Origin of the sequence: Streptomyces sp. T028 (assembly GCF_048159505.1) — a bacterium.
Taxonomy (GTDB): domain Bacteria; phylum Actinomycetota; class Actinomycetes; order Streptomycetales; family Streptomycetaceae; genus Streptomyces.
Genome location: NZ_JBLRVZ010000011.1, coordinates 52,317 through 68,532, shown reverse-complemented (window position 1 = coordinate 68,532; position 16,216 = coordinate 52,317). Strand labels below are relative to the sequence as shown.

Sequence of the window (16,216 nt, the reverse complement as noted above, 5' to 3'; positions counted from 1 at the left end):
ACCGAGCCGCCGTTCTCGCTTCCGCCGAGACGCCTACTTCCCGAAGGATCACGGTCAGATGAACTCCACCAACCCCCGGAGAAGGTTCACCCGCGCCGCCGTTGCCGGACTCGCGCTCACAGGTCTGCTCACCGCCTGCGGCGGGTCTGGGGACGACGACTCGTCCTCGAAGTCGTCCGGCCCCGTCACCCTCCCCTTCTGGGGCTGGGCGAACGGCCAGGAGACGATCGTCAAGATGTTCAACGCGTCCCACAAGGACGTGCAGTTGAAGTACACGAAGGTCACCGACCAGCTGACCATGCAGAAGCAGCTCGCGAACGCCGTCAAGGCGAAGAACGCGCCCTGTCTGCTGCAGAACACCGCCGAGTACGTGACGAGCTGGGTCTCGCAGGGCGCGCTGGCCGACATCAGCGAGTACGTCGGCTCCAGCAAGGACAAGTTCCTCCCCGGCGCGTGGGCGGGTGCCCAGGTGCAGGGCAAGGTCTACGGCGTACCCACCAGCGCGGCGCCGGCGTTCACCATCTACCGCACCGACGTCTTCAAGAAGTACGGGCTGGAGCCGCCGGCGACCTGGGACGACTTCATCGCCGCGGGCAAGGTGCTGAAGAAGCACGGCATCCACGTCACGAACTACGCCGGTGAGGACCCCAGCACCCTGGAGGTGCTCGCCATGCAGGCCGGCGCGCACTGGTACTCCATCGACGGCGACTCCTGGAAGGTGGACTTCCAGGACGCGGGCAGCCTGAAGGCCGCCGAAGTGATCCAGCAGGTCATCGACAACGACCTCAACTCCAAGCTGTCGTTCGCCGATTACGCCGCCCTGCAGCAGAACTACGACAACGGCGGCACCGTCACCCGGCAGATCTCCACCTGGCAGATGGGCGGCATGGTGAACAGCTTCACCAAGTCCTTCGGGCAGTGGGCGCTGTCGCCTTGGCCGACGTACAAGGGTGAGGCGGCCAGGACGCCGGCGGGCACCAACCAGAGTGCCAACATCAACCTGGTCACCTCGCAGTGCAAGTACAAGAAGCAGGCCGCCGAGGCCGCGCTGTGGCTGTCGACCGACAAGGGCGCGGTGGACAGCATGGCGAACCCGGAGACCGGCAGCGGTGTCATGCCGAGCCTGACCGACAGCGCGGGCTACGTGGACAAGGCGATCTCCGAGAAGCTGCTCGGCGACAACTACGAGCCCGCCAAGAAGACCGTCACGGACAGCCTGGGCACCGTCACCACCGACTGGACCTTCGGCCCCGACTGGACCGCGATGTTCACCGAGTTGCAGGCGCAGTGGGGCAAGGTGGTCGCCAAGCAGCAGAAGGTCACCGACCTCCTCGCGCACATGCAGGAGTGGACGGTCGCCGATCTGAAGTCCCGCGGCATCAGCGTCAAGGGCTGAGGCGCCGGCCGATGATTCGCTCACTGCGCTGGAAGGGTGCCGCGTTCACGGTGCCCTTCCAGCTCGGCTTCGTGTTCCTGTATCTGGTCCCGATCGGATACGCCGTCCACCAGTCGCTGTACCGGACCCAGCAGTCCGGGCTCGGCCTCGGCGGCTCCACGGACGAGTTCGCCGGTCTCGCGAACTACCGGCAGGGGCTGACCGATACGGCGTTCCTCGGGTCGATCCTGCGCGTGGTGCTGTTCGCCTGTGTGCAGATCCCGCTGATGCTGCTGATCAGCCTGGGACTGGCGCTGCTCCTCGACACGCTCGCTTCCCGTGCGGCGAGCCGCTTCCGGATCATGCTGCTGGTTCCGTACATGATCCCGGGCGTGGTCGCCGCGATCGTGTGGATCAACCTGTACAGCCCCGAGGTCGGCCCGCTGACCACGCTGGGCAGGGCCCTCGGGTTCGACTGGAACTTCTTCGCCCCGTCCATGGTGTGGCCGTCCATCGGCAACCTGCTCACCTGGCACGGCATCGGCTACAACATGGTGATCATCTACTCGGCGCTGCAGGCGGTGCCGCGTGAGCTGTTCGAGGCCGCCCGGCTGGACGGCGCGAGCGAGATCCGCATCGCCCGCAGTATCAAGGTGCCGTACGTGCGCGGGGCGCTGGTCCTGACCGGTCTGCTGTCCGTCATCCAGATGCTGCAGATCTTCAACGAGCCCGCCCTGTTCCGGAACGTGACCCCGCAGACGGTGAACGACAGCTTCACCCCCATCATGATCATCTACAACCAGGCGTTCAACGCGAGCAACTACCACTACGCCGCCGCCCTGTCCGTCCTGCTGGCCCTGATCCTGGGCGTCGCCTCCTTCCTCTTCTACCGGCTCACTTCGAAGGAGGCCGACTGATGACGCTCACCGAGGACCGCCCGAGAACACGTGCCGTGCGCAGGCTCAGCCGTCCCGACCCGGCCGCCCGCGGCAGGGGCGGTCAGCGGTTCGTCCTGATCGGCCTGGTGCTGGCCAGTGTCTACAGCCTGTTTCCCGTGTACTGGCTGATCATCGCCGCGACGAAGGACCGCATCGGGCTCTACCAGAGCAACGGCCTGTGGTTCTCCGGCTGGCACCTGTGGGACAACCTGCATCAGCTGTTCACGTACGAGGACGGCATCTTCCTGCGCTGGACCGCCAACTCCCTGCTGTACGCCGGTGTCGGCTCCCTCGGCGGCACGATCATCGCCCTCGCCACCGGCTACGGCCTCGCCCGCTTCGACTTCCCGGGCCGGGGCCTGGTCTTCGCGTGTGTGGTGGGCTCGTTCCTGATCCCGCTCGCCCTGCTCACCCTGCCGCTCTACCTGCTGTTCTCGGCGATCGGCATGGTCGACACCCCCTGGGCGATGCTGGTCCCCTGCCTGATCAACCCGTTCAGTGTCTACCTCGCCAAGGTCTACACCGAGGCGACGATCCCCTACGAGCTCCTGGAGGCGGCCCGTATCGACGGCGCCGGCGAGCTGCGCATCTTCTTCAGCATCGTGGTACGGATGATGACCACGGGCGGCGCCACGGTGTTCCTGCTGGCCTTCGTCAACACGTGGAACGCCTTCTTCCTCCCCCTGACCGTCCTGCGTGGCGAGGAGAACTGGACCCTCAACCTGGGCCTGTACAACTGGAGCGGCAAACGCATGGAGTCGGGCGTCGACCTGACGGGGCTGGTGCTGACGGGGGCGTTGTTGTCGATCGTGCCGATGGCGATCGTGATGGTGGCGATGCGGCGGTATTGGCGGACCGGGGTGACTCTGGGGGCGTTGAAGTGAGTGCTGTGGACAGTGGACACGCTTCCATCGACCGCACACGAGCCGCCGTCGACGGCATACAGTCGACGGCCGTCGCCCGGAATCCCGTCATCCGTGGCTTCGCCCCCGACCCCTCCCTGATCCGGGCCGGTGACTGGTACTACGTGGCGAACAGCTCCTTCGAGTGGTTCCCGACGATCCCGATCCACCGGTCCCGTGACCTGGCGACCTGGGAGTACGCCGGCCATGTCGACGGCGCGGCGCCGGGCGGGACGCTGGCCGGCGTCCCCGACTCGGGCGGCATCTGGGCGCCGTCGCTGAGCTGGGACGGCGAACGCTTCTGGGTGGTCTACTCCGTCGTACGGTCGGTCGGCACGCCCTACTTCGACCAGGACACGTACGTCACCACGGCGCCCGGGGTGAGCGGCCCGTGGGCACTGCCGCGCCGTGTCCCGAGCCATGGTTTCGACCCCGCCCTCTTCCACGAGGACGGCCAGCTCTGGCTGCTCAACCTGCAGAACGACCACCGCCCCGGCGGACAGCGTTTCGCCGGTATCGTCCTCACCGAACTGGACCGCGACACCCTCGCCCCGCTCGGCGGCACGCACCTGCTGCTTCAGCACGAGCGGCTGATCGAGGGGCCGAAGCTGCTGCGCCACGACGGCTGGTACCACCTGCTGCTGGCCGAGGGCGGCACCGGTTTCGAGCACGGTGTCCGTACGGCCCGCAGCCGCCGGCTCACCGGGCCGTACGAACTCGACGACCGCCCGATGCTGACCTCCCGCGACGATCCGAGGCTGCCGTTGCAGAAGGCGGGGCACGGCGAGTTGGTGCGGACGCCGGACGGCCATTGGTTCCTGGGCCACCTCGCGGCCCGCCCGCTGCACACCCCGGACGGCCCCCGCTGCACTCTGGGCAGGGAGACCGCGATCCAGTCGGTGATCTGGGACGCGGAGGGAAGACCCCGGCTGCGGCAGGGGGGTTGGCATCCGGCAGTCGAGGTCGCCGTACCGCGAGCCGCGGGAGAGGCCGCGCAGGGAGCAGCCGCGCCGGGGGAAACCGACCGGGGTCCTCAACCCGCCTCTCCCGAGGCCCCGTTGGGCTGGCCCTGGAGCACCCTGCGTGAACCACCGACCGCCTCATGGGCGGACACCGTCTCCCGGCCGGGCTGGATCCGGCTCCGCGGCCGCCAGGGACCGGAGTCCCGCTGGGCGCAGAGTCTGCTCGCCCAACGCCTCACGGAACACCGAGCCACTGCCCAAGTCACGGTCGAGGCACGGCCGTTCACCTTCACGCAGGCCGCAGGTCTGATCCTGCGCTACGACGCGGAGGCGTACCTCTCGCTCGACCTGACCTGGGCGGAGTCCCCGGGTGAGCCGCAGCGCGGCCAGCAGTGGCGGGGCGGGGGCAGGACCGTGCTGCGCCTGGTGGAGCGGGACGAGACGGGGGCGCGGCAGGCCGCGGTCGTGGAGGTCGACGCGAGTGCGCCGGTCACGCTGGGGGTGACCGTCGAGGGCGCGGAGGCGTGTTTCTGGTACGTGCGTGAGGGGGCGCGCACTCCGGTCGGCCCGGCTCTGGACTGCTCCCGGCTGTCCGACGACCACGGCGGCCGGCTCCGGTTCACGGGCACGCTGGCCGGCATCCACGTACGGGACCTGGTCGACGCGGCGTTCACGGCGGACTTCCGGGACTTTCGGCTGACCTGCGCGGCGGGCGACTGAGGCGGGTGGGGCTCGGCGGATGTGCCTGCCCGGTTTTCGGAACTTCAGCCCCCCAAAGTCCCGGCCACCCCCGGCGTCTTCACCTCTCGCCGCCCCGCCCCTAGGATAGCAAGCGCTTTCTGCGAGCCGCCTGTTCGGATCGGCTCCGAAAGGGCGCTGGTCGAGCTTTCGCTGGCCCTCGGGCGGGCCGGAGAGGTGGTTCCCCATGGTGCGCACGGCGAGTGCGGGCGCGACGGCCGGTCCGACGCTGGCGGTCGTGGCCCGGGAGGCGGGGGTGTCCGTGCCCACCGCGTCCAAGGTGGTCAACGGGCGGGAGGATGTCGCGCCCGAGACCAGACGGCGGGTCACGGAGGCGCTGGACCGGCTCGGCTATGTGCGCAGACCGCGGTTCGACGCGTCGAAACCGCCCCGGCTGGTCGATCTGGTGGTGCACTCGCTCGAGAGTTCCTGGTCGGGGGCGGTGCTGCACGGGGTGGAGGAGGCGGCGCACGACGCGGGGCTGGACGTGGTGGTCTCGGCCGCGCTGTCGCGGACCCGGGCCGGCCGCCCGCAGCGGGGGTGGCTGGACAAGCTGACCGTGCGGGGTTCGGCCGGAGTGCTGTTCAATCTGGCCGAGTTGACGGACTCTCAGTACGCGTGGCTGGAGCAGCACCGGACACCGTTCGTGATGATCGATCCGGCGGTGGAGCCGCCGCCGGGAGTGGTGTCGGTGGGTGCGACGAACTGGCGGGGCGGGGTGACGGCGACCGAGCATCTGCTGGCGCTCGGCCATGAGCGGATCGCCGTGGTCGCCGGGCCGCGCCGGAAGATGTGCAGCGGCGCGCGGGTGGCGGGGTACCGTTCGGCGCTGGCGGCGGCGGGGCTGCCGTATCGGGCGGATTACGTGCGCAACGGTGGTTTCGACGAGTCCACCGCCCATCGCCGGATGCGGGAGCTCCTCGATCTCCCCGAGCCGCCGACGGCTGTCTTCGTGTGCTCCGACGCGATGGCCCTGGGGGTCTACCGGGCGGTGCTGGAACGGGGGTTGAGGGTCCCTTACGACATCAGCGTGGTGGGGTTCGACGATCTGCCGGAGTCCCGCTGGGCGAGCCCCGCGCTGACCACCGTCCGGCAGCCGCTGGCCGAGATGGCGGCGACGGCGCTGCGGCTGCTGGTGCGGATGATGGACGGCGAGCATCCGGAGGGGACCCGGACGGAGCTGTCGACGCGCCTGGTGGAGCGGGCGAGCACGGCTCCGCCGAGACACTGAGCGCACGGCACATCGGTCACGACATCACCATCACGGCTTCGGCGAGTTCCGCAGCCCTGCCGACTCGCAGAAGCGCGGGCCGTGCGGGGCCGTTCAGTCGGCGTCGGGTCCCTGCTCCACCGCGGTGGGCGGCGGCGAGGGTCTCGGCGCGGTGCGGGATGTCGGGCAGTCCGTAGTCGATCCCCTCCCGCAGCTTGGTGCCTCAAGTCAACGTCCGGCTCCTCCTGACCGGCTTGCGCGCGGGCGTCACTCACCCCGATGGCTCTACCGGTTCACCGCGGAAACGTCACTGGGCGTCGCGGCCCACCCGGGCCGCCCAGGCGATCCCGCCCCGCAGATGGGCCAGGAAGTCCGGGTCGCGGTAGGCCTCGGAGGCGTGTCCGAGGGCGGTGTAGAAGACACGGCCCGCGCCTTCCTCGCGGCACCACACGAGGGGGTGGTCGGCGCCCATGCCGCCGCCTTCGTACGACGACTCGTCGGCACCGGCGAGGACGCGGACCCGTCCGCGGGGGCTGGCGCGGAAGTCGTACCACTCGTCGGTGAAGTCCCAGACGGTGGGCAGATGCCGGGTGGCGGGGTGGCCGTGGTCCTCGATCACCGCCTTGCCGGGCTGGTAGTCGGGGTGGCGGTCGAAGCGGGCGCCGAGGAGTTCGCCGTAGTACGGCCAGTCGTACTCGGTGCAGGCCGCGGCGTGCACGCCGACGAAGCCGCCGCCCGAGCCGACGTATCCGGCGAGGCGCTCGCGCCCGGCGGGGGTGAGGACCTCGCCGCTGGTGGAGAGGAAGACCACGGCCGCGTATCCGTCGAGCGGGGCCTCCAGGGCCGCCGGGTCCTCGCTGTGGTCGACGGTGAAGCCGTCGAGGGCCTGTACGGCGGTGACGGCGTCCGGGATGGAGTCGTGGCGGTAGGCGGTGGTGCGGGTGTACACGAGCAGGCGGGCGGTCATGCCACCGAGCCTATGACCATGGGCGGCCGTGTCCCAAGGAGATCGCCGAGCGAAAGTTTCAGTGCCCCTTGAGGCGGGGCGCGTAGGCTCGGGCGGGATGAACACCATTCCCGCACGTCTCGACCACATTGTCCTCGCGACCCCCGAACTGGCGGCGACAGTCGCGGAGTTCACCCGGCGCACGGGAGTGGCACCCGCGCCGGGCGGGGTGCATCCCGGGCACGGCACCCGCAACCATCTGGTGGGCCTGGGCGGTGGCGCCTATCTGGAGATCCTCGGCCCCGATCCGGACCGGCCCGCACCGGCGGGTCCTGGCCCGTTCGGCGTGGGCGGTCTCGACACGGCGCGGATCCTCACCTGGGCGATCAGCCCCGCTGACCTGGACGCGACGGTCGCGGCGGCCCGTGCCCGGGGCTACGACCCGGGTGACGTACGGGAGATGAGCCGGCGGCGGCCCGACGGCTCGCTGCTGCGGTGGCGGCTGACCGACGGCGGTTCCCCGCATCCGTCCGGGCTGGTGCCGTTCCTCATCGACTGGGGTGCCGCGCCCCACCCGTCCGCGTCCGCGCTGCCGGTGACCCCGCTGCGGGAGCTGACCGCCACGGCTCCCGACCCCGACGAACTCCGCCCGCTGCTGACCGTCCTCGGCACGGATCTCCACCTCACCGAGGGTCCGGCGGCGTTCTCCTTCACGGTGGACACCCCTAACGGGCCGGTGACGTTCGCCTGAGGATCAGGGGCTGAGGATCTGGGACGGAGGATCTGGGACGGAGGATCCGGGACGGAGGATCCGAGGGGGCCGGGGTGTCCGTTTCCTTCAAGACCGGCCGTCGCCGGCGCGCCTACGGTGGCCGCATGAGTACACGATTCGACGCCATCGGGCTGGTCGTCTCCGACATGGCCGCCTCCGTCGCCTTCTACCGCCGCCTGGGGTTCGCGTTCCCGGACGGCGCCGAGGGGGAGCCGCACACCGAGGCGGAGCTGCCGGGCGGGCTGCGGCTGATGTTGGACACCGAGGAGACCGTGCGTTCCTTCCATCCGGGCTGGCGTGCGCCGTCCGGGGGCGGACGGGCCTCGCTCGCGCTGCGCTGCGACGGGCCGGCCGAGGTGGACGCGGTGTACGAGGAGCTGGTGGGCGCCGGTCACCACGGCGAGCTGAAGCCGTGGGACGCCTTCTGGGGGCAGCGGTACGCCGTCGTGCACGACCCGGACGGCAACGGCGTCGACCTGTTCGCGCCGCTACCGCAGCAGTAGGCCGCTCAGGGTCGTACCGGTGAACTCGCGTACGTCACGGGCGAGATGGGCCTGGTCGGCGTATCCGGCGCGGGCCGCCGTGTCGGCGTACGGGACTCCGGCCCGGGCGAGGTCGAGGGCGCGCCGCAGGCGCAGGATCCGGGCCAGGGTCTTCGGGCCGTAGCCGAAGGCGGCGAGGGAGCGGCGGTGCAGGCGGCGTGCGCCGAGGCCGAGTTCGTCGGCCGTCGCGGAGACGGACCGGCCCTCGGCGAGCGCGGTGACCAGCCGGCGCAGTTCGGGGTCGGGCGGGGCGGCCCGCTCCAGGGCCAGCTCCTCCAGTGCCGTGGCCGGGTCGGGGGCGGCGGCGACACGGCCGGTCAGGCGCCGTACGCGGGCCGCCGGCCACAGATCGGCCAGTTCCACGCGACGGTCGCGCAGCGCGTGGGCCGGTACGCCGAGCAGGGCGGGCGCGGTGCCGGGGTAGAAGCGGACGCCGGCCCAGGTGGTGGGCGGTCCGTCGGGGACGTGGGCGTGGGTGTCGGGCCCGGCGACGAGCAGCCGGCCGTCGTTCCACAGCAGGTCCATGCAGCCGTCGGGCAGCACGGGGCGCGCATCGGACCCCGGCACGGGTGCGTTCGTCCAGACCACCGAGCCGGCCAGCCGGGAGGGCCGTTCCTGATACACGTGGGCCAGGCTACGCCGCGCCCCCGGCCCGCCGTACACCCCATCGCGCACCGCCACACGGCCCGCGCCGAGCAGGCATCCCCGGTCACTCCGGCGCGGCGGGACAAAGTGTGCGCTCAGTCTCAGTGACACGCCGTGTGTGCGGCGTGTCGGCGGCGTGTCGCTGAGACTCGATCACCACTTCCCCTCACTTCCCACCCGCCCCCGGCTCCTCCCCGTTCGGGCCCGTGGTGCCGTTCGGCTTCGGGGAGGCCTTGGCGTGGGTGCGCAGGCGGGCGGTGACGTCGTCGGGGGGCAGGAAGCGGGACCAGCGTTCGGGGAACTCGGAGGGCATGTCGGGGTCGTCGGGGTCCTCGTCGTGGGTGCGGGCGGCGGCCATACGGATGACGTACTCGGCGGCCTCCTCCTCCCGGTGGCGTTCGTTGGCGGCGCGGGCGGCGGCGGTGGCGGCGGCGGGCCAGACGCTGTCGATGGCGGCGTTGACGGCGGCGCCGACCAGCACGGCGAACGCGGACACGCCGATCCACAGCAGGACGGCGACGGCGGCGGCGAGGGAGCCGTAGATGGTGGCGCCCTCGATGGTGTTCGTGAGGTAGATGCGCAGCAGGAAGCTGCCGAGGACCCACATGCCGAGGGCGACGAGCGCGCCGGGGACGTCCTCGATCCACGGGGAGCGCACGGGCACCGACACGTGGTAGAGGGTGGTCAGGAAGGCCACGGACAGGACGATCACCACGGGCCAGTACAGGACCTGGACGACGGTGGTCGACCAGGGCACGATCCGTACGACCGCGTCGGGTCCGGCGACCATGAGGGGCAGGGCGACGGAGCCGATCAGGAGGGCGGCGAGGAACAGCAGGAACGCCACCAGCCGGGTCTTGACGATGCCGCGGACGCCGTCGAGGCCGTACATGACGGTGATGGTGTCGATGAAGACGTTGACGGCGCGGGAGCCGGACCACAGGGCGAACAGGAAGCCGATGGAGATGACGTCGGGGCGGCCGCCCTTCATGACGTCGTCGAGGATGGGCTGGGCGATCTGTGCGACGCCCTTGTCGGACAGGACCGTGCGGGACGCTTCGAGGAGGTTGCTCTCCAGGCTGCTGATGGAGTCGGTGCCGGTCCAGTCGTCGACGTAGCCGAGCAGGCCGATGAGGCTGAGCAGCAGGGGCGGCACGGACAGCAGGGTGAAGAACGCGGCCTCGGCGGCGAGGCCGAGGATGCGGTACTCGATGCAGGAGTTGACGGTGTCCTTCAACAGCAGCCAGGCGGTCCGGCGCTTGGAGACGTTCCGGTAGAGGGCACGCGCCCGGTGGAGGCGTCCCGTGGGGCCTCCGGGTTGCTCGGGTGACTGACTTGCTGGCTGCACGCCCTAAAGGTATCCGCCGTTCGGGTCCGCACTCACCTTCGGCAAGGTCACATCGCCTGGTCGGGGAGCGGCGCGCGGACCTCGGGTCGCCGTGCGGGGCGTACCCGGGGGTAGGTTCGCGGTATGGCAGGCAGCACGCACACCGTGACCAATCAGCCCCCCGAACTGAGCGGGTACGACGTCTACGGCGCCGACCGGGCCCTGGTGTCCGCCGTGGAGCGGCAGCTGGATCCCGCGCTGGTGGAGGAGGCGCGCGACGAGTTGTCCGCGCTGGGGCGGGCCGCCGGGTCGGAGCAGTTGCGGGAGTGGGCGGTGCAGGCCAACGAGCATCCGCCGAGGCTGCGGACGCACGACCGGTTCGGGCACCGGGTCGACGAGGTCGACTTCCATCCGGCGTGGCACCGGCTGCTCGGCAAGGGGGTGGGCGCGGGGTTGACGGCGGCGTGGGCCCGGCCGGGCGGGCATGTGCGGCGGGCGGCGGCGTTCGTGGTGTGGACGCAGGTCGAGGCGGGCAACTGCTGTCCGCTGTCGATGACGCACGCGGCGGTGCCGGCGCTGCGGGTGGACGCGGAGCTGGCGGCCGAGTGGGAGCCGCGGCTGACGTCCATGGTCTACGACCGCGGTCTGCGGCCCGCGCGGTCGAAGGCGGGGGCGCTGTTCGGGATGGCGATGACGGAGAAGCAGGGCGGCAGCGACGTACGGGCGAACACGACGCGGGCGGCCGCGCTCGCGGAGGCGGGGACGTATGCGCTGACCGGGCACAAGTGGTTCTGTTCGGCGCCGATGTCGGACGCCTTCCTGGTGCTGGCGCAGGCTCCCGGGGGTCTGACGTGTTTCCTGGTGCCGCGGGTGCTGGAGGACGGCGGCCGCAATGTGTTCCGGCTGCAGCGGCTGAAGGACAAGCTGGGCAACCGGTCGAACGCGTCGGCGGAGGTGGAGTTCGAGGGGACGTGGGCGCGCCGGGTCGGGGACGAGGGGCGGGGGGTGCGCACGATCATCGACATGGTGGCGGCGACCCGGGTGGACTGTGTGCTGGGGTCGGCGGGGCTGATGCGGCAGGCGGTGGCGCAGGCGGTCCATCACTGCACCTACCGCGAGGCGTTCGGGGGGAGGCTTCGCGACAAGCCGTTGATGCGCAATGTGCTGGCGGATCTGGCGGTGGAGTCGGAGGCGGCGACGGCGCTGGGGCTGCGGCTGGCGGCGGCGTACGACGACGGGGGTGAGCAGGAGCGGGCGTTCCTGCGGATCGCGGTGCCGGCGGCGAAGTACTGGGTGACCAAGCGGTGTGCGCCGCTGGTGGTGGAGGCGGCGGAGTGTCTGGGCGGAAACGGGTACGTGGAGGAGTCGGGGATGCCGCGGCTGGTGCGGGAGTCGCCGCTGAACTCGGTGTGGGAGGGCGCGGGCAATGTGCAGGCGCTCGATGTGCTGCGGGCGTTGCAGCGGGAGCCGGGGGCGCTGGACGCGTATCTGCGGGAGGTGGGGCGGGCGCGCGGGGCGGACCACCGGCTGGACGCGGCGATCAAGGGGCTGCTGACGGAGTTGGCCGATCTGCACGGGGTGGAGGCACGGGCGCGGCGGCTGGCGGAGCGGTTCGCTCTGGTGCTCCAGGGGGCGCTGCTCGTGCGGTTCGCGCCGCCGGAGGTGGCGGACGCGTTCTGTGCGTCGCGGCTCGGCGGGGACGGGGGTGCGGCGTTCGGGACGCTGCCGCACAGCCTCCCGCTGGCGGCCCTGGTGGATCGGGCCGCTCCGGGGGTGTGAGCTGGGAGGACAGGTGCGGGGGTGGTGCTGCGCCGACACGGCACCACCCCCGCGGCTTTGGCCCTGCGAGGCCAGAATCGCCGCTCGGGACGGCGTGGCTCAAGTTTCGGACACGGTGTGGATGTTCACCAGGGTTGCAAGGGGTTGCAACTTGTCGGCGGTTGTGACCGGAGTGCACCCCTCCGGGCGTGGTGGGCGGCAAGATGGGGCCTTCGGCACGACTGGAAACAGTCGGTTGGAGACAGCCGTGCCGACAGCAGATGATCGGTCGTTCTCTCCGTGTCCCCCGGGAGGCTCCTGTGGCCAACTCGCCGTTGTACGTGGATCGGCTCGCGGCCGTGGACGCCGCGCGGGCGGCGCGGGTGCTCAACGAGGTGCGGGACGCGCGTCTGGCGGGCCGGCGGGCGCGGCTCGCGCCGCGTCCGGTGATCGAGCAGTCATGGGAGCGGATGCTGCGCGGCGGGGTGGATCCGGAGCGCGGTTTCCCGCCGGGGACGCTGGGCGCGGACGAAGTGCGGCGGCTGCGGGAGGAGTCGCCGCTCAGGGAGGTGCTTCGGGAGCTGCGCGAGGGGCTGTTGTCGGTGGCGGACGTGGCGCAGCACATCATGGTCGTCGCCGACGAGGAGGGCCGCGTGCTGTGGCGGGAGGGTTCTTCTCCCGTGCTGCGCAAGGCGGACGGGCTGGGGCTGGAGCCGGGCGCGGACTGGGGGGAGGGGGTGGTCGGCACCAACGGGGTGGGGACGCCGGCGGTGGTGCGGCGGCCTGTGCAGGTGTTCGCCGGTGAGCATTTCGTGCGGTCGCACGGCAGCTGGACGTGTGCGGGTGCCCCGATCTGCGATCCGCGCAACGGCCGGCTGCTGGGTGTGGTCGATGTCAGCGGGCCGCTGGAGACGATGCATCCGGCGACGCTGGCCTGGGTGGAGTCGGTGGCCAAGCTCGCCGAGGCGCGGCTGCGGGAGTTGCACGTGGGGTCGCTGGAGCGGCTGCGGGCGGTGGCGGCGCCGGTGCTGGCCCGGTTGGGCGGCCGGGCGGCGGTGGTGGACGGGGACGGCTGGACGGCGGCGGTGAGCGGGATGCCGTACGTCAACCGGATCGCGCTGCCGAAGTCGCCCTCGGCGGGGCGGCGGTGGCTGCCGGCGCTGGGGCTGTGCGCGCTGGAGCCGCTGGCGGGGGGCTGGCTGGTGCGGGCGGTGGACGAGGCGGGCGGGCGGGGGCCGGGGGACGCCACCCGGATCGTGCTGGATCTGAGCCGGTCGCGGCGCTGGTCGGTGACGGTGTCGGGCGGGGCGGGCACCTGGTCGCACGAACTCAGTCCGCGGCATGCCGAGTTGCTGTATCTGCTGGCGGTGCACCGGGGTGGGCGCAGTGCGTCGGGGCTGGCCGAGGACATGTTCGGCGATCCGGCGCGCACGGTGACGGTGCGGGCCGAGATGTCGCGGGTACGGCGGTATCTGGGGGGTTTCCTGGAGCACCGGCCGTATCGTTTCTGCGAGGAGGCGGAGGTCGAGGTGCGTCTCCCGGCCGACCCGGCGGGCCTGTTGCCGCACTCGACGGCACCCGCGGTGCTGCGGGACCGGACCCGCACGCCGTGACGGCACGCCGCGATTGCACACTGTAGCGAGAATGCTGCACTCGGTGGCATCTTCCGCGTATTTGCGAGGTCTTCGTCCGGGACGGGCACCGACTGCCGTAGCATCCCTCTACGGGTCACCCCACCTGCTCCTCGGTCAACGTACGGATCATCAGGCGCAGTTGGCCCGCCTCGGGAGGACGAATGAGACATCGCGGCCGACATCGCCGGCGCAGGCGGGGCAGGGCGGTACGGGCGTTCCTGACCGGGACCGCCCTCGCGCTCACCGCAGCCGCCACCATGATCAGCGCCTCCCAGGCCACGGTCACCGACGACGGTCCCGGGGCCCTCAAGCCGCTCGCCGCGTCCGCGGGGACCGGGCAGCCGGGCCTGACGCAGCAGCTGGTCCCGCAGGCCGACCTGGACCGGCTGGCCGGTGCGATGGGCGGCCCGGTCGGGGTGGGCGCCGTACTCGCCGACGCCGACGGCGTGCTGCGCGACGCGGACGACTGCTCCACGGCCGAGCGCGCGGACCTGCCCGTCTCCCCCGCGGCCACGCGCGCGTACTGCTGGAACGCCGGTGACACCGAGGGCTGGGAGCCGGGCGCGGTCACCACTTCGGGCGACGCGGACGACGACGGCGTCTGGGGCAGCAACCGGGTCGTGCTCTCCGCCTGGTCGGACACCGGCGGCGCGTCGACCGACCAGGGTCTGGCCCGGGTCGCGTTCGTCGACGCCAACGACCTCGGCCACCTCTCCTACACCTGGGTGCTGCTGGCCGTGCCGGTGGACGGCGGCCGGGACTACCGAGGGCTGGTCTCCCATGTCTCCGGGATGGTCTGGTACCAGAACAGGCTGTTCGTCACCGCCGACGACGGGGACTCGGCCGCGCTGTACGTGTACGACATGAACCGCGTCCAGCGGACCGACGTGGCCGGTGAGGTGGTCGGCCGCACGGACGGCGGCTGGTCGGCGCACGGCTACCGGTTCGTCCTGCCGGCCGTCGGCTCCTACCTGCTCGACGGCGCGGACGCCCCGCGGCCCACCACGATCTCCCTCGACCGCAGCACCGCGCCGGACACGCTGGTCGCCGGCGAGTGGACCCTCGACGGCGGCGACCGTTCCGCCCGGCTGTGGCGCTACCCGTTCAGTACGGTCGCCGGCCACGGGGGCCTGCTCGCCGCCGACGCCGACGGGCGGGTGCGGGTGTCGGAGGCGTACGAGACGAAGCTCACCGGCGTGCGCGGTGTGCTGGCGTATGCCGACGCCTGGTACGTGAGCCGCGCGGCCGGGGGCGGGGACCGCCACGGGATGCTGTGGCGGCAGACCACCGCCAAGAAGGACGGGGCGCGGGCCGCGGAGTGCGGCACCGCCGGATCGCACGCCTGCTGGAGCACGCGTACGGAGTCCCTCTCCTACTGGGCGGAGACCGGCGAGGTCTGGACCCAGTCCGGCCGCGTGCTGTTCGCCACACCCCTGTCCGCGATCGCGAGCACGGCGTCGGAGCACCCGGCGAGCATGCCGGCGCAGTAGGAAGCGGGAAGGGCCGGCCCGGGCGCGGCCGGGGCGGACCGATCCGGGTCGGCGGTCGGCCCGTGGACCGCGATCGACAGATCCTCGACCGCGATGATTCCCTGACCGTATGACCAACATCCCCGTGACCACCTGGTCCCTGGAGCAGACCACCCCGGCCGACCTCCTCCCGGCCGCCGCGCCGGACGGTGACGTCCGGATCGTCCGCGCCGAGGTGCCCTCGCCCGAGTTCAGCCGCTTCCTGTACGCGTCCGTCGGCGGCGACATCCGCTGGATCGACCGGCTGAGCTGGCCGTACCCGCGCTGGGCCGAGCAGCTGGCGCGTCCGGGGGTCGAGACCTGGGTCGCCTACGACCACGGCACGCCGGCCGGGTACGTGGAGCTGGAGCCGCAGGACGACGGGGTCGTGGAGATCGTGTACTTCGGGCTGATCCCGGCCTTCCGCGGACGGCGGATCGGCGGACATCTGCTGTCGTACGGCGCCGCCCGCGCCTGGGACCTCGGGGACCGCTGGCCGGGCCTGCCCGAGACCAAGCGGGTGTGGCTGCACACCTGCAGCCTGGACGGCGAGCACGCCATGGCGAACTACCAGCGACGGGGTTTCAAGCTGTTCGACACCAGGGTGGAGGAGCAGCCCGAGGTGTCCGCGCCGGGCCCCTGGCCTGGTGCGCACGCCGTCCGACCGGCCGCGCATACCGGTTCTGACCTGCGGGGACAAGGGGCCGTGCGCGCCATGTGATCGACGACACCCCTGTCTCACATTTCGGGACAAGGGTGTCCACATGGCGGATAAAGCTGGACTGTGTCCAGATCGCCGTGACACGCTTCCGCCATGTCTGGAACTGGAATTGCCTTGGTGAGTCGGCGGCACGTCGACCTCGGCCGCATGTCCAGCGCCATCTGTCCGGCGGGCTGACAGCACAGCACCGCTGACATCTCCTGCTCCAGTCTTCCCTCCGCTTCCCTCTGCTTTCCCC

At 71.7% G+C, this 16,216-nt stretch carries 15 protein-coding genes; 12 read left to right on the top strand and 3 right to left on the bottom strand.

Features of this window, described 5'->3' with window-relative positions:
* Nucleotides 1-58: 58 nt before the first annotated feature.
* The 5 genes from ACLZN2_RS11635 (at nt 59) to ACLZN2_RS11615 (ending at nt 6,146) form a co-directional block, all read left to right on the top strand.
* A complete protein-coding gene (locus tag ACLZN2_RS11635) occupies nt 59-1,396 on the top strand; it encodes an ABC transporter substrate-binding protein (protein WP_416978312.1) in 1,338 nt (445 codons plus the stop codon).
* Nucleotides 1,397-1,407: 11 nt separating this feature from the next.
* Nucleotides 1,408-2,292 (top strand): carbohydrate ABC transporter permease, encoded by an 885-nt coding sequence (locus ACLZN2_RS11630; protein WP_416978311.1) that lies wholly within the window; start codon nt 1,408-1,410, stop codon nt 2,290-2,292.
* Nucleotides 2,292-3,197 (top strand): carbohydrate ABC transporter permease, encoded by a 906-nt coding sequence (locus ACLZN2_RS11625; RefSeq protein ID WP_416978310.1) that lies wholly within the window; start codon nt 2,292-2,294, stop codon nt 3,195-3,197. Before ACLZN2_RS11630 ends, ACLZN2_RS11625 begins: the two co-directional genes overlap by 1 nt.
* A gap of 56 nt (nt 3,198-3,253) precedes the next feature.
* Nucleotides 3,254-4,897 (top strand): family 43 glycosylhydrolase, encoded by a 1,644-nt coding sequence (locus tag ACLZN2_RS11620; protein WP_416978444.1) that lies wholly within the window; start codon nt 3,254-3,256, stop codon nt 4,895-4,897.
* 205 nt (nt 4,898-5,102) lie between these two features.
* Nucleotides 5,103-6,146: a LacI family DNA-binding transcriptional regulator gene (locus tag ACLZN2_RS11615; protein ID WP_416978309.1), complete on the top strand. Its 1,044-nt coding sequence runs from the start codon at nt 5,103-5,105 to the stop codon at nt 6,144-6,146.
* A gap of 286 nt (nt 6,147-6,432) precedes the next feature.
* On the opposite strand, the gene ACLZN2_RS11610 is transcribed toward ACLZN2_RS11615, so the two are convergent.
* On the bottom strand, nt 6,433-7,092 hold the full coding sequence (locus tag ACLZN2_RS11610; protein ID WP_416978308.1) for a ThuA domain-containing protein: 660 nt from the start codon (nt 7,090-7,092) through the stop codon (nt 6,433-6,435).
* 97 nt (nt 7,093-7,189) lie between these two features.
* Here ACLZN2_RS11610 and ACLZN2_RS11605 point away from each other — a divergent pair, with 97 nt between their 5' ends.
* Together ACLZN2_RS11605 and ACLZN2_RS11600 are read left to right on the top strand one after the other, a co-directional pair.
* Nucleotides 7,190-7,822 carry a VOC family protein gene (locus ACLZN2_RS11605; RefSeq protein ID WP_416978307.1) on the top strand — a complete coding sequence of 211 codons (633 nt, stop codon included), beginning with the start codon at nt 7,190-7,192 and terminating at the stop codon, nt 7,820-7,822.
* A gap of 125 nt (nt 7,823-7,947) precedes the next feature.
* Nucleotides 7,948-8,346, top strand: a complete 399-nt coding sequence (locus ACLZN2_RS11600; protein WP_416978306.1) for a VOC family protein — start codon at nt 7,948-7,950, stop codon at nt 8,344-8,346.
* Here ACLZN2_RS11600 and ACLZN2_RS11595 read toward each other — a convergent pair.
* Together ACLZN2_RS11595 and ACLZN2_RS11590 are read right to left on the bottom strand one after the other, a co-directional pair.
* On the bottom strand, nt 8,332-9,009 hold the full coding sequence (locus ACLZN2_RS11595) for a helix-turn-helix domain-containing protein (protein ID WP_416978305.1): 678 nt from the start codon (nt 9,007-9,009) through the stop codon (nt 8,332-8,334). The two genes, ACLZN2_RS11600 and ACLZN2_RS11595, sit on opposite strands and share 15 nt — an antisense overlap.
* 187 nt (nt 9,010-9,196) lie before the next feature.
* Nucleotides 9,197-10,378: a YihY/virulence factor BrkB family protein gene (locus tag ACLZN2_RS11590; protein ID WP_416978304.1), complete on the bottom strand. Its 1,182-nt coding sequence runs from the start codon at nt 10,376-10,378 to the stop codon at nt 9,197-9,199.
* Between the two features lie 123 nt (nt 10,379-10,501).
* Between ACLZN2_RS11590 and ACLZN2_RS11585 the strand changes: the two genes are divergently transcribed.
* The 5 genes from ACLZN2_RS11585 (at nt 10,502) to ACLZN2_RS11565 (ending at nt 16,155) form a co-directional block, all read left to right on the top strand.
* Complete coding sequence (locus ACLZN2_RS11585; RefSeq protein ID WP_416978303.1) at nt 10,502-12,136, top strand: acyl-CoA dehydrogenase family protein; 1,635 nt, start codon at nt 10,502-10,504, stop codon at nt 12,134-12,136.
* A gap of 299 nt (nt 12,137-12,435) precedes the next feature.
* Nucleotides 12,436-13,728 (top strand): GAF domain-containing protein, encoded by a 1,293-nt coding sequence (locus ACLZN2_RS11580; RefSeq protein WP_416978302.1) that lies wholly within the window; start codon nt 12,436-12,438, stop codon nt 13,726-13,728.
* 182 nt (nt 13,729-13,910) lie between these two features.
* Nucleotides 13,911-15,239 carry a hypothetical protein gene (locus ACLZN2_RS11575; protein WP_416978301.1) on the top strand — a complete coding sequence of 443 codons (1,329 nt, stop codon included), beginning with the start codon at nt 13,911-13,913 and terminating at the stop codon, nt 15,237-15,239.
* Between the two features lie 109 nt (nt 15,240-15,348).
* A complete protein-coding gene (locus tag ACLZN2_RS11570) occupies nt 15,349-15,978 on the top strand; it encodes a GNAT family N-acetyltransferase (protein WP_416978300.1) in 630 nt (209 codons plus the stop codon).
* Between the two features lie 93 nt (nt 15,979-16,071).
* Entirely contained in the window at nt 16,072-16,155 is an 84-nt protein-coding gene (locus ACLZN2_RS11565; protein WP_309500612.1) for a putative leader peptide, read from the top strand.
* Nucleotides 16,156-16,216 lie beyond the last annotated feature (61 nt).

Excerpts from the sequence above, each read along its gene's own strand:
- ACLZN2_RS11635 (WP_416978312.1), top strand. The coding sequence starts at position 59 with ATGAACTCCACCAACCCCCGGAGAAGGTTCACCCGCGCCGCCGTTGCC.
- ACLZN2_RS11630 (WP_416978311.1), top strand. The coding sequence starts at position 1,408 with ATGATTCGCTCACTGCGCTGGAAGGGTGCCGCGTTCACGGTGCCCTTC.
- ACLZN2_RS11625 (WP_416978310.1), top strand. The coding sequence starts at position 2,292 with ATGACGCTCACCGAGGACCGCCCGAGAACACGTGCCGTGCGCAGGCTC.
- ACLZN2_RS11615 (WP_416978309.1), top strand. The coding sequence starts at position 5,103 with ATGGTGCGCACGGCGAGTGCGGGCGCGACGGCCGGTCCGACGCTGGCG.
- ACLZN2_RS11610 (WP_416978308.1), bottom strand. The coding sequence starts at position 7,092 with ATGACCGCCCGCCTGCTCGTGTACACCCGCACCACCGCCTACCGCCAC.
- ACLZN2_RS11605 (WP_416978307.1), top strand. The coding sequence starts at position 7,190 with ATGAACACCATTCCCGCACGTCTCGACCACATTGTCCTCGCGACCCCC.
- ACLZN2_RS11600 (WP_416978306.1), top strand. The coding sequence starts at position 7,948 with ATGAGTACACGATTCGACGCCATCGGGCTGGTCGTCTCCGACATGGCC.
- ACLZN2_RS11585 (WP_416978303.1), top strand. The coding sequence starts at position 10,502 with ATGGCAGGCAGCACGCACACCGTGACCAATCAGCCCCCCGAACTGAGC.
- ACLZN2_RS11575 (WP_416978301.1), top strand. The coding sequence starts at position 13,911 with ATGAGACATCGCGGCCGACATCGCCGGCGCAGGCGGGGCAGGGCGGTA.
- ACLZN2_RS11570 (WP_416978300.1), top strand. The coding sequence starts at position 15,349 with ATGACCAACATCCCCGTGACCACCTGGTCCCTGGAGCAGACCACCCCG.
- ACLZN2_RS11565 (WP_309500612.1), top strand. The coding sequence starts at position 16,072 with ATGTCTGGAACTGGAATTGCCTTGGTGAGTCGGCGGCACGTCGACCTC.